14 protein-coding genes and 2 pseudogenes are annotated in these 11,340 nt (G+C 43.6%); 9 read left to right on the plus strand and 7 right to left on the minus strand.

Translation table 11 applies throughout. From position 1 onward, the window contains the following. Nucleotides 1-161 precede the first annotated feature (161 nt). A complete protein-coding gene (locus ACM0OZ_RS21940; RefSeq protein WP_414584933.1) occupies nucleotides 162-1,628 on the plus strand; it encodes a TIGR03985 family CRISPR-associated protein in 1,467 nt (488 codons plus the stop codon). 120 nt (nucleotides 1,629-1,748) lie between these two features. On the opposite strand, the gene ACM0OZ_RS21945 is transcribed toward ACM0OZ_RS21940, so the two are convergent. The 7 genes from ACM0OZ_RS21945 to ACM0OZ_RS21975 all read right to left on the minus strand — a co-directional run bounded on the left by ACM0OZ_RS21945 (nucleotide 1,749) and on the right by ACM0OZ_RS21975 (nucleotide 5,772). Continuing rightward, complete coding sequence (locus tag ACM0OZ_RS21945) at nucleotides 1,749-2,321, minus strand: HD domain-containing protein (RefSeq protein WP_414584934.1); 573 nt, start codon at nucleotides 2,319-2,321, stop codon at nucleotides 1,749-1,751. A 137-nt stretch (nucleotides 2,322-2,458) separates the two neighbouring features. Beyond that, a complete protein-coding gene (locus ACM0OZ_RS21950) occupies nucleotides 2,459-2,881 on the minus strand; it encodes a hypothetical protein (protein ID WP_414584935.1) in 423 nt (140 codons plus the stop codon). Nucleotides 2,882-3,468: 587 nt separating this feature from the next. Next, nucleotides 3,469-4,182, minus strand: coding sequence for an RNA-guided endonuclease InsQ/TnpB family protein (locus ACM0OZ_RS21955; RefSeq protein ID WP_414584937.1), 714 nt, complete (start codon nucleotides 4,180-4,182; stop codon nucleotides 3,469-3,471). A gap of 174 nt (nucleotides 4,183-4,356) precedes the next feature. Beyond that, a complete protein-coding gene (locus ACM0OZ_RS21960; protein WP_414584938.1) occupies nucleotides 4,357-4,686 on the minus strand; it encodes a hypothetical protein in 330 nt (109 codons plus the stop codon). Next, nucleotides 4,667-4,882: a helix-turn-helix domain-containing protein gene (locus ACM0OZ_RS21965; protein WP_414584939.1), complete on the minus strand. Its 216-nt coding sequence runs from the start codon at nucleotides 4,880-4,882 to the stop codon at nucleotides 4,667-4,669. The genes ACM0OZ_RS21960 and ACM0OZ_RS21965 overlap by 20 nt, the downstream gene beginning before the upstream one ends. 376 nt (nucleotides 4,883-5,258) lie before the next feature. Next, entirely contained in the window at nucleotides 5,259-5,498 is a 240-nt protein-coding gene (locus ACM0OZ_RS21970; RefSeq protein WP_073630022.1) for a hypothetical protein, read from the minus strand. 61 nt (nucleotides 5,499-5,559) lie between these two features. Then, on the minus strand, nucleotides 5,560-5,772 hold the full coding sequence (locus ACM0OZ_RS21975) for a chlorophyll a/b-binding protein (RefSeq protein ID WP_096563015.1): 213 nt from the start codon (nucleotides 5,770-5,772) through the stop codon (nucleotides 5,560-5,562). A 449-nt stretch (nucleotides 5,773-6,221) separates the two neighbouring features. Here ACM0OZ_RS21975 and ACM0OZ_RS21980 point away from each other — a divergent pair, with 449 nt between their 5' ends. From ACM0OZ_RS21980 to ACM0OZ_RS22015, 8 genes and pseudogenes are all read left to right on the plus strand, one after another. Next, the gene (locus tag ACM0OZ_RS21980) at nucleotides 6,222-6,398 is read left to right on the plus strand and encodes a hypothetical protein (RefSeq protein ID WP_414584940.1); all 177 of its coding nucleotides are present in this window, start codon (nucleotides 6,222-6,224) and stop codon (nucleotides 6,396-6,398) included. Between the two features lie 160 nt (nucleotides 6,399-6,558). Continuing rightward, the gene (locus ACM0OZ_RS21985; RefSeq protein ID WP_414584941.1) at nucleotides 6,559-6,759 is read left to right on the plus strand and encodes a hypothetical protein; all 201 of its coding nucleotides are present in this window, start codon (nucleotides 6,559-6,561) and stop codon (nucleotides 6,757-6,759) included. A 117-nt stretch (nucleotides 6,760-6,876) separates the two neighbouring features. After that, nucleotides 6,877-7,701, plus strand: a complete 825-nt coding sequence (rsmA, locus tag ACM0OZ_RS21990; protein WP_414584942.1) for a 16S rRNA (adenine(1518)-N(6)/adenine(1519)-N(6))-dimethyltransferase RsmA — start codon at nucleotides 6,877-6,879, stop codon at nucleotides 7,699-7,701. Between the two features lie 62 nt (nucleotides 7,702-7,763). Further along, entirely contained in the window at nucleotides 7,764-8,714 is a 951-nt protein-coding gene (gene ispE, locus ACM0OZ_RS21995; protein ID WP_414584943.1) for a 4-(cytidine 5'-diphospho)-2-C-methyl-D-erythritol kinase, read from the plus strand. A 36-nt stretch (nucleotides 8,715-8,750) separates the two neighbouring features. Then, entirely contained in the window at nucleotides 8,751-9,068 is a 318-nt protein-coding gene (locus tag ACM0OZ_RS22000; protein ID WP_414584944.1) for a DUF3082 domain-containing protein, read from the plus strand. Nucleotides 9,069-9,095: 27 nt separating this feature from the next. After that, nucleotides 9,096-9,273, plus strand: a pseudogene (locus tag ACM0OZ_RS22005) (Uma2 family endonuclease); the annotation flags it as partial. Beyond that, nucleotides 9,269-9,499, plus strand: a pseudogene (locus ACM0OZ_RS22010) (cryptochrome/photolyase family protein); the annotation flags it as partial. The pseudogenes ACM0OZ_RS22005 and ACM0OZ_RS22010, both read left to right, overlap by 5 nt. Before the next feature lie 1,066 nt (nucleotides 9,500-10,565). After that, nucleotides 10,566-11,340: response regulator (locus tag ACM0OZ_RS22015; protein ID WP_414584945.1), on the plus strand; the 775-nt coding region annotated here is incomplete at its 3' end.

Consider the following 11,340-nt stretch of genomic DNA (forward strand, 5'->3'; position numbering starts at 1 on the left):
CTGAGGTTATAATCACTAGTTTATAAAACTGTTTCTCTACAAGGTTTTCAGGAGGTTCTTAACTTTTCATGTCACTTATAAATGAAGTGTTATTAAATACTATAAATAGCAGTTAAGTACTGAATATATTTTTCCAACTACTTAATAAATAGGTGTGAAAATTGACTGAAGATTTTCATTTACCACCCACTCCCCAAATTTTGCAATGGCTGGCAGCAGGACAACTTGCTAATCGGCTGGTGCGATCGCTGCGGTTGTGGGTGCTGATTAACAAGCTGTATGGTAGTCAGACAAACTGGGCAAGCCAACTCCCGGCTGCGTTTACATACTCCCAGTTGCGCGATCGCTTATTTGCCTACCGTCATCCTAAAAGCGATAAGTTAAATGCTCAAGAAATGACTACCCAGTGCGGCGATCGCAGTTGCATTTGTCATCTCACTTTCTCAGAAATTGTATTTGAGCAGAACTTCCAGCTTAGTGTTGACCAATGGCAGCAGTCCATACTTCATCTAACCGGGATGAGTGCAGAGGAACTACATAAGATGCTGCAACAGCGTCCTTTTGCTACCGTACATCGTTCTCTTAGAGATGACCTTAAGCAACTTGTCCAGCAGGGGTGGCTGCAATCAATCGAGATAGGAAGGTATAGCTGTGTTTTGGTAGCAGATTTACCAACTCTCCCAGACGAAACAGCCACACAAACAAGCACAGAACTTAGTCTAGCTTCTCTAGACCAAGCACAGACATGGGAACTACTGCATGTCTTGGAGTCAATTTCATTTGTGCAGCCAAACTTGTCATTAATTATCGGCAAGTTGTGGGAGCAAATTGCAGATTCCACCTCTGGAAAGCTTTATGCCAAAGACCCGCAGCAAAGAATATTCCTGCATCTAGACTACATTCTTTCTCAAGAAATGCAAGACCGGGTGGATAATTACCAAGAACAAATAGAACGGCTTTGGCGCAAACCTCCTGGTGGCGTCGTGCAGTTTGAGTATTGGTTAGCAGCTATAGAGAGAAAAGTCAAAGTTACTGTTTATCCAGTGTGTCTGCATTACCTGCGCCGTGCCAAATACCTTAGTGCTTACGGTATCGACCCCAATGGCGATGTGACATGGCACAATTACCGCTTAGATCGGATTGCCTGCGATCGCCTAAAAGTTTTGGCATGGGGCGACCCCCTTGTTCCCAAGGAGTTGAAACAGATGTGGCATACAGGAACTCTACCTACGCCAGAATATATTGATGCGGAATTGAAAGCAGCTTGGGGTTTTAATTTTTATTTAAAAAAAGAATTGCTCATTCTCCGTTTTCCAGCAGATTTTGCTAAATGGTACGTCGATAACACGACAAGGCATCCGACATTTTGTGCAGTTGCATACGACCAATTACCAGAGTTAATGACTAGAAATACTTCAGACCAGCAAGAACGTCAACAGTTGTTAAAAATTATCACTCAGTGTTCTAGAGACGATGCCTATTACATTGCATGGATACGTACTGGCGATATCAATGTTATGATGCGCCTACGAGAATGGCGACCGAAAGGCGAAGTTATTAGACCCCTATCTATTCGGCAACAAATGGCAGCAGAGGCGGCGCAAGAATTAGCCAATTACCAGCCTTGATCAACTTACTACTGGTTCATCGCATTAATTCTGATGGGTTACAAGATCCCCGACTTCTTAAAGAAGTCGGGGATCTCACCCTTAGGACATATCAAAACTAATGAAACAAACCACTACCTATCAACTTTGCTGAAACAATTCAGACACAACTCGTGACAATTCCTCAGTCATCCAGTCAGAACCAGTCTCCCGAAATACCTGCACCAACGACTGATAAAACCACAATGTATCCTCCTTGCTACCCTTAAACTGACTCCAGATAACATCGCCTTGTTGTTGCCATTCTGCTAGTAAGGAACGAGCATTGTGAAGTTTATCAGCAAGCGACACTCGTCGCACTGATGGTGAAGCATAACGCAGATGTTCTATGTAGCGGGTTTTGCGTTCTAGCCAAGGGGGTTTGGGTGTGATGTCTGTTTCTGTGCAACCATCGACAATTTCCACAACTTGTTCGCCAAATAGCTGCCGAATTTCCTCACGAGTCGCTTTGCCTCCTTGGTCTTCTACGGCATCATGTAAAAGAGCGGCGATCGCCTCATCTTCATTTCCTCCTGCTTCGAGTACCAAAGCCGCCACACTCATCAGATGTGCAATGTAAGGAACGTCGCCAAGTTTGCGAGTTTGGGTTGCGTGCAAGCGAGTGGCGTATATCAATGCTGCTTCAAATCGTTCTGTCAATTTTGGTGCATTCATGTCTACTGCATATCGAGGTCAAGATAGAATTGTCTCGCGTACTTTTCCAGAACTCACGCTGAGTGTCGAGCAGGTTTTCGCAGCATGATAGAGTCATGCAATAATTACAGAGGTATTGGCGCAACTGTCAAAGGATTTTAAGTTTTAGTAGACCTTATGAATGAAAAAGTTTTTGCTAAAGTTTGTTGAATCATACTCTTCATCCCAACAACAAACTTAATAAATTGCTCTTTTAAAGACTGATTAATTGGAAAACCTTTTTCTCGCATCTCTTTAATAACATCCATCAGCCCCTGTTTCATACCTGGCTCTTCTTGAAGATACCTGGGTAGGGAACTTGCCAATTTTTCAATCAGAGCCGATACTATCAAAATAGTCTCTTCACGGTTGATTTCTGGGTCAATATATCGTTTAACAGCTTGCTCATACTTATCAATTGCATCTATTAAAGCTTTGGATTCATGAAAGTGAACCAATAAATGTTCGTTGTCCCTACTAAATTTATTCGAGGTATCTTGTTCTCCTGAAGTTTGTGGAGCGAAATATGGTTTTTCTTCCATCTTATTAATGTTTTCCTATTATATGAAACTCAGAGTTGATATGGAAAAAATCAAGAGATACATTAATATCTCTTGATTTTTTGCTATTTCTATATATTAGAATTAATGGCTAATCATAAATATAATAATTCATAAGTATTCCCAATGGAATCACTCAAGTTTGCACTCGTTGTATTATTAAAATGTGTTTTTCATGTTAACCCAATGAACCTCTAGTTAGTTCTCAGTCTCACTTAAGTAGTTTTACGTAAGAAATATCATTTCTTCATAGACGTTGAGCATAAGTATAAATACTCTCCATAAGGAACGGTAGAAAAGTTGGAAAAGTGCGTTTTCCACTAGATAGAAAAACCCCTGCCTGACAAAATGACAGTGCAGGGAGTATTCGTGATTGTTGTTGCAGCATATGTTATAGTTCTCAGCTCAAACAAAGGAAATTACGCAAGATTTGCTATTTCTTTATAAAACTTAATCTCAAACTTCGGCTTAACCAAGGCGGGCGGGAATTTCCCTTCCTCACATGAAACAAATCTGAAACGCAAGCAACAGAAATTAGCGAAGAAGCAAAAGGGGAGTAATTGACATACTCACCGACCTAGAAGGTCGGTGATTCTTGACGGCTCACAGCAACGCGCCACCGAAGTGGTCTTACAGTCGCTAAGCGTCCGTTTAAGGTCGTGCCGATGCCCCATGCCGACCATTTCTATATTCTTGGCTGCATTCTCGTCTCTATCCTGCTCAGTCCCGCAATTCAGACACAACACTGAACGGACAGACAAATCGAGTTTACCCCACTTAAAACCGCAATCTGAGCAAACTTGGCTAGTTGGCTCCCAACGATTGATGACGTGAAAAGTTCTACCCAACTTCTCAGACTTTGCTTCGCACAGGAAGCGAAATTCTCGCCAACCTTGCAAGCTTATTACTCTGGCAAGTTTACGATTTTTGACCATTCCTGACACGTTCAAATCTTCCAAGATGATGGTTTGGTTTTCGCTCACCACAATGGTCGACAGTTTGTGCAGGAAGTCTTTGCGGGTATCTGCGATTTGATTATGCGATTTCGCAATCTTGATTCTAGTTCTGTTTCTACGCTTAGAATCTTTCTGCTGCCTTGCCAATTTGCGTTGAAGCTTGCGAATTTTACGATCCTGCTTTGAGTAATCAGGACTTACCGCTTTCTCGCCGTTGCTCATAACTGCAAATGTTTTGACTCCTAAATCAATACCAATACTTTGGTTCTCAGTGAGTCCAGCACTGCCGGAGGGTTTCCCGACAGCAGGTGACTGGCGTAAGCGCAAAGCGCAGGCTCCGCCAACGCGTAGCGTGTCCGTTCGCCGTTAGGCGTGCCGAAGGCATAGGACATACCCGTAAGGGCATCAATATGAATAGGCTCAACTTCTACAACAAAGCTGAGAAAGTAACGATTTGCACAATCCTTAATTACAGTGACGGAGCTAGGTGCAGACGGTGAGCTAGTTCGAGTCTTGGCGGTTTCCGTCGAGTCGAAACTTGCGTTCGCCCTTGGCGTGCCGAAGGCATACCCGGAGGGTAAAACTCACAGGCGAAATCGGTTTAACGTTCCCAATCTTAGCTAAATAGACCTCTTCACCTTTAATAGAAAAACCGCCAATTCTAAAACGGGCTGATTGCCTACCAGTCTTCTTTTTAAATTTAGGACTGCCTACCTTTTTGCCTTTGCGCTTACCTTTGAGCGAATCAAAAAAGTTTTTGTAGGCAACACCCAAATCTGCAACCGATTGCTGCAAAGGAATGTTTGAAACATCAGACAACCACTCTCGCACAGCCGTCTTCTTTGCTTGAGTAATCACCAAATGAATGTAAGTCGTTATTACTTGGCAGTTTCTCAGACTGTTTACAAATAGCAAGGGCATCGTTCCAAACCACACGGACACAACCAAACAACTGAGCTAAACTCACCTGCTGCTGATCTGTTGGATAAAAACGATACTGATATCTTGCTTTCACAACCAGGCTCACTTGAATCAATACATTTATGATAACATCTTTGGGTAGATAATGGGTAGATAAAATGGAGAGGGAAAGATTAAGTTTACGAGTTTCTAAGTCTAGACTTGAAAAACTGAGACGAATTGCGAGACAAAGGGAAAAGACTATGACTCAGCTTATAGAAGATTGGATTGATAAGCTTAAAGAAGAAAAGCCGCTCCTTTAGGACGGGGCTTGTATCCCATTATTTTCGGTCAACAATTCGCGTATATGGCGATTGGGCAAAGCCCACTGCCAAAGGCGATCGCCCTCCGGTTCCAACTTACGGCTAAAAAAAGAAGCCCTGGTCAAGGTAACCAGGGCTTTGAGAATACTTCGTATTAACGACAATCAAGACAGAGCTTATTCATGCAAGGTGAGTGAAAACAGCTCCCCCCAGACTCCCAGCCACTGTGATAGCAATCAACAGGTTAGTGAAAAATTTACCCAATTCAGCATTTCTTCCCAGTGCTTTATCTTCCTGACCGCCGGTGAAAAACAATGACCAAGCTTGATTAGCGCTGATGACTTCAAAGTTGTTGAAATCAGGTCTAAACACAACAGGTCCAAGTAAGTCCGCTTTAGGAAAGTCAAAGTCAGTTCTCATCGTTATTTCTCCAAATTTTATTTATATAGACTGGTCAATTTCTAAGAATTCAGCTTTGTATTTACAAGCTACTGAGCCACCCAATCAAACCGTGTCCGGTAAGAACTTCGAGCGCGATAAGTGAGACAAAGCCAATCATTGCCAGACGCCCATTGAGCTTTTCAGCATACTCAGTGAAGCCAAACTTCTGGGTTTCGTCCACGTAAATCTTGGGTTCAATCGCGTAATTGTTCAATCGATTCCCTTCTTCTACTATGTAGCTGCGTGCCGTCATGGTTTTTTTCCTTTTTCTCTCTGTTGTTAACAATAGTAAAGGTTTGTAAAGAAAATTTGCAATAACTTGACAAAGTTATTTAGGAGTATAAACAGTAATAAATCTATACGGAATTCCGTACTTGACTAAAATCAATTACCTTGATGATGGCTACATATGCCTCTGTTGTTGCCTTTCGATTGGCATCTTTGCAATCACCCGGTCTCGGTTCAATGCTTGGTAATTGCTATGCTAGTTGATCCCAGAGTCACCGCAATACAGTACGGGAACGCCATGTTCATCCTTCAAAGATCTCCTCTAGCCGTTTATAGGGGGGAAATTAGCCCCCCGAAGATCGGGGGGTTGGGGGGATCAAGTCTTATCCGAACCGTATTGAGAGTCACCGCAAATCTCTTATTAGACATCGATTGTTACAAAAGTGAAGTACCCCAACTTGCCTTCGGCTGAAGTTGGGGCTTCCCAAGATTCAGCTTGCACAAGGACGCTCTTATTCGTCGCGCGGAGTTTCCCGTCTCATCCGCCGTCGCCACGTTAGGGACATTCCCGAAAGGATGTTCGACACTCAAGTCGATGATGGTCTTACACAGCGTCCACAGGCAGTCGCCCGTCAACCAAGGGCAATTTAATTGTTCTACGGTACGCTTGTCTTGGATTTACGGCGATAGCCGACCAGCTGGACTCACGTTTTTCCCGATCTCTGATGTTGCTGCGGCAAGTCTGACTACTTTGAAGTTAGCCTTTCTGTTCCATACAGTCGGGTGGGTCATCGACCATTTATATATTATTATGAATGTACATATAATGTACATCAAGATGGAGAAAAAAGATATACACGTTCGCATCTCCAAGAAAAGATACGAGAAGCTAAAGGCGGTTGCACAAGGCAAAGAAAAGACGATGACTCAATTGATAGAAGATTGGATTGACCGACTACCGAGTCCGGAGATTGATGATTCCTCAACCACCCCACTCCCTTTCAATCCGTAGGATTGAATTGGTCGGAGATGGTTTCGTCATCATCCGGCGCAACCTCGCCCACCCTGCTTCGCGGAGGGTGGAGCCTTCCGCCGAATTCGGTAATGGAAATTGAACAAGGCTAAAAGCATGACAGAAAAGGTAAGACCACGTAAGCAATTTGCTCAGCATTGGCTCAAAAGTGAAAAAGCGCTCAACGAAATTATTCAAGCTTCCCAATTACAATCAACTGACTGCGTCCTGGAAATTGGTCCTGGTACAGGTATCCTGACTCGCCGCTTATTACCGTTGGTACAATCTTTGCTGGCGGTGGAAATAGACCGGGACTTGTGCGAGCGATTGACAAAAGAATTCGGACGCAAAGAAAATTTTTTACTTGTGCAAGGAGATTTTCTAGAGCTAGATTTACCATCCTTGCTAGCACCATTTCCAGCTTTTCAAAACCAGAATAAAGTTGTTGCCAATATTCCCTACAACATCACAGGACCAATTCTAGAAAAATTACTGGGTACAATTGCTAACCCAAACCTTGAACCTTATGACTCGATAGTGCTATTGGTACAAAAAGAAGTTGCTCAAAGGCTGGCAGCAAAACCAGGGTCAAAAGCTTTTGGGGCGCTATCAGTACGAGTGCAGTATTTGGCAGAGTGCGAGTTGATTTATACTGTACCAGCTGGAGCATTTTACCCACCACCCAAGGTAGACTCAGCAGTCGTGCGCCTCGTTCCACGCCAATTTGAACCACCAGCCACAGACACGCGACAGTTGGAAACTTTGGTGAAGTTGGGATTCGGGGAAAAACGTAAAATGTTACGAAATAATTTGCAATCGCTCGTAGAACGCGATCGCCTGTCACAATTGCTGGAAAAATTAGAGATAAATCCTCAAGCTCGCGCTGAACAACTCAGCGTTAGCCAATGGGTAGCTCTAGCAAATGAGTTAGGAGATATGTAGAGACGCTTTCATGACTAGCGCGTCTGTACAAAAGTCCTGAGAATTTACGTAACCACTGTAAAATGCGTTCCTACACCCTAATCGCTCCTGCCAAAATCAACTTACATCTGGAAATCATTGGCGATCGCCCTGATGGATATCATGAGTTAGTTATGATACTCCAAAGTATCGACCTAGCGGACGAAATTCATTTAGAAGCAAGCGACAATCAAGCCATAAGCGTTCGTTGCCCCCATCCAGAAGTTCCCATAGACAATAGTAATATTGCATACAAAGCAGCCGAACTCATGGCGGCAGAGTTTCCAAACGCCTTTGCCAGGTATGGCGGTGTCAACATCACCATAAACAAGCGCATACCTGTTGCAGCGGGGTTAGCTGGGGGTTCGACGAATGCAGCAGCAGTGTTGGTAGGGATAGATTTACTTTGGAAGCTAGGACTGACTCAATCAGAGTTAGAGGAATTGGGAGCGCAATTAGGTTCAGATGTGCCGTTTTGTGTCGCTGGCGGAACGGCGATCGCCACAGGAAGAGGTGAGCAACTTTCTGCGCTTCCCAGTTTAGACAACATATATATAGTATTGGGTAAATATCGTAGCCTTGCAGTGTCTACCCCTTGGGCATACAAAACCTATCGACAACAATTTGGTGATTCCTATCTCAAAGATACCGACAGCTTGTCAGCCCGTGCAGCAGCGATACATTCCGGACCAATAGTAAAAGCTATTTTAAATAAGGACGCAACGCAGATTGCTCAAAAGCTGCACAATGATTTAGAGCGCGTAGTGTTACCAGCACATCCGCAAGTATTGCAACTGCGGGAGACATTTGCAAGTGCTGGTGTTTTGGGGACAATGATGTCTGGTTCTGGTCCGAGTGTATTTGCTATTTGTGACTCGCAACAGCAGGCGGAAAAAGTTAAACTTCAAGTGAGGGAGACTCTTGCTGATGACGATTTAGAATTGTTTGTGGCTCGGATGACATCACATGGGGTTCAGGTGGCATCATCGATGTAAGAATCAGATACGAATCCCAAAGGACGCGAAGATTTTATGAGTGACAAAAATTTAACACAACAAGCAGAGACTCAAGTCCAGGTTCAACCAACTCCATTACGTTGTATAACTGGGGCGGTGATTTCGGGGGGACTTGGGTATGCAGGGTACTCTCTGATGATTGCTATAGCCACAACTTTTGCCACTAAACCTATTCATTCAGATAACCCGATGGTAGTGAATATCGGCTCTGCGGTACGTACCTTGGTTGTAGGTGTGATTGCTTTGGGAACTGGGATATTTGGGATAGTGGCGTTAGGGTTGCTGGCGTTAGGGGTACAGTTGTTAGTGCAGCAGTTCACACAGAAGAGCTGATCCGGCGTGAATTTGAGCAAAGCGATTATGGTGACATTACAACTCAAACAAATTCGAGTTCCACTCCTTTCAGCGGGTGCTGCTGGAAGATATTAGTTGGCAAGAATTTGAGGCAATTCTCAACGAGTTGGGGGAACACCGCAGCAGTCGAGTTGCATATAGGCAAGGCACATTAGAGATTATGGTTCCACTCCCAGAACATGAGCGATTATTGTAAAGGATGTGCTTATAATCCCAAGGAACGTCTAGGTAAAAATGCTTGTCCTTTCAATTTCTTTTACTGGGATTTTCTTGACCGTCACCGCAGTAAACTTGAGTCTCAAGGACGGATGAGCTTTATTTTGGGACATCTTGACCGAATTTCCCCAGAAGAATTAGAAAGCATCCGTCAACAAGCACGAGAGTGGCACGTGCAACAAATGTCTGCTTAAGAATCTGCTTAAGAAATTTAAGCTCATCCTTTGATTGACAGCACTTATTCTTATGATTAGACCACAAATCTTCGGGTGGGCATTGCCCATAAAAGCATATGTGATGGACTTTTGAGATGTTCGTGTGCAATGCCCACCTTAGCTGAAAACCGCTCTCCAGTCTGATTTACAGCGTTTTTTAGGTAAATGGGCCACAAGGAAAGACCTCGCTTCCATTGCTCTGTCCACCTCTCCCTAACCCTCCCCTAAAAGGGGAGGGAAGAGGAGCAGCTTTTATTACTGACAGAGGCTTACTCCCCTTCCCTTGTAGGGAAGGGGTTGGGGGTTAGGTTTCTTGGCATAGTCTAAAAGCGTGAAAATTGCTGGCTGTAAGAATGAACGATAAGTGCGTTGACAGTTGACTAATGACTGAAATTCTGGTCAATAGTCGATAGCCTACTGTCAACAGATCCGGCAGTCAATGACTGCCTTGACGAAAAAAAGCGAAAAAAGCCTTGCGAGGTTTCCATTCGCAAGCTATTTTTCAAGACAGTGCAATTTCCGACACGTATCTGCTGATAAGTCTTTATTTTCTTAACATAATGTGAGTACTTACTTCAATATCTTTGACTTTAAATAACATTTTTTAACTTTGAATTACGTAATGATTAAATAATCGTGATAGTTGAAAGAATTTGATTTAATACCAAAGCCAAACAAGAGTCGAGCTTGTGATTGATGAACTGAACAAGGCTAAACTCATAGACTGCTTGCTAGATGCTAGAAAACGGAGGCATTTATGCAGATGATTCACTGGAAAGTCAAGCTAGTTAAGTTCTGTAAAGAAGCTTATGGTTACCTCTGTAACAAAAACAGTCCTGAGGAGCCAGCACCCAGCGGAGGAGACTCCCGTTGAGGAGCCACTGCGCCCTTGGGGGTTCCCCCCGTTGTTCCCGCAGCGTCTTTGTAAGGAGAAGCAAGTGGCGTGCGACTAACGTTGCTGAGTATTCAGTACTAGGTGTGTCATCTATTAAATCGACAAAGCTTTTCTCAGGAAAACTTTTTAAAACATTTTTAAGAGGCATTAATGAGTATTAATACCACTGAAAAAGGTGTCATCTTAATCGTGGATGACAATAAGGCACATATAGAACTCTTGCTCAATTTGTTAGATAATGCTGGCTTTACAGTTTTAATGGCTGACGATGGGGAAAGAGCAGTGGAAATAGCAGAATCTGCCTTACCAGACCTGATATTATTAGATATATTAATGCCAAAAATAGACGGTTTTGAAACGTGCCGTCGGTTGAAAACAAATCCAGCTACCCAAGATATTCCTGTCATTTTTTTGACTGCTCTTGCACAGAGGGTAGATAGGGTCAAAGGTTTGAATATTGGGGCAGTGGATTACATCACCAAACCTTTAGAGAGTGAAGAGGTTTTAGCAAGAGTTAATATTCACCTACGTCTGCGAAACCTCACGAAAAGATTAAAAGAGCAAAATGAGCATTTGGACAAGGAAATTTCTAAACGCAAGCGTTTAGAACAAGAACGCTCGCAAGCTTTTCAAGCACTCCAAGAAAGTGAGGCTCGGTTTAGACGTTTGGTTGAGTCTAATATCATAGGGATTATTTTGGCAGACCTGAGCGGGAAAATCACAGAAGCAAACGATGCCTTTCTCCAGATGGTGGGATATTCGCGCGAAGAACTGCTGTCAGGAAAATTGCATTGGCAGGAAATGACTTCCCCAGAATATCGGGGTGCGGATGAAAGGGCGATCGCCCAAAGCGCAGTGCCAGAGGCGATCGCCCAAAGCGCAGTGCCAGAGGCGATCGCCCAAAGCGCAGTGCCAGAGGCGATTG

Source organism: Scytonema sp. PCC 10023 (genome assembly GCF_963920835.1).
In the GTDB taxonomy this organism is placed as follows: Bacteria; Cyanobacteriota; Cyanobacteriia; order Cyanobacteriales; family Nostocaceae; genus Kalymmatonema.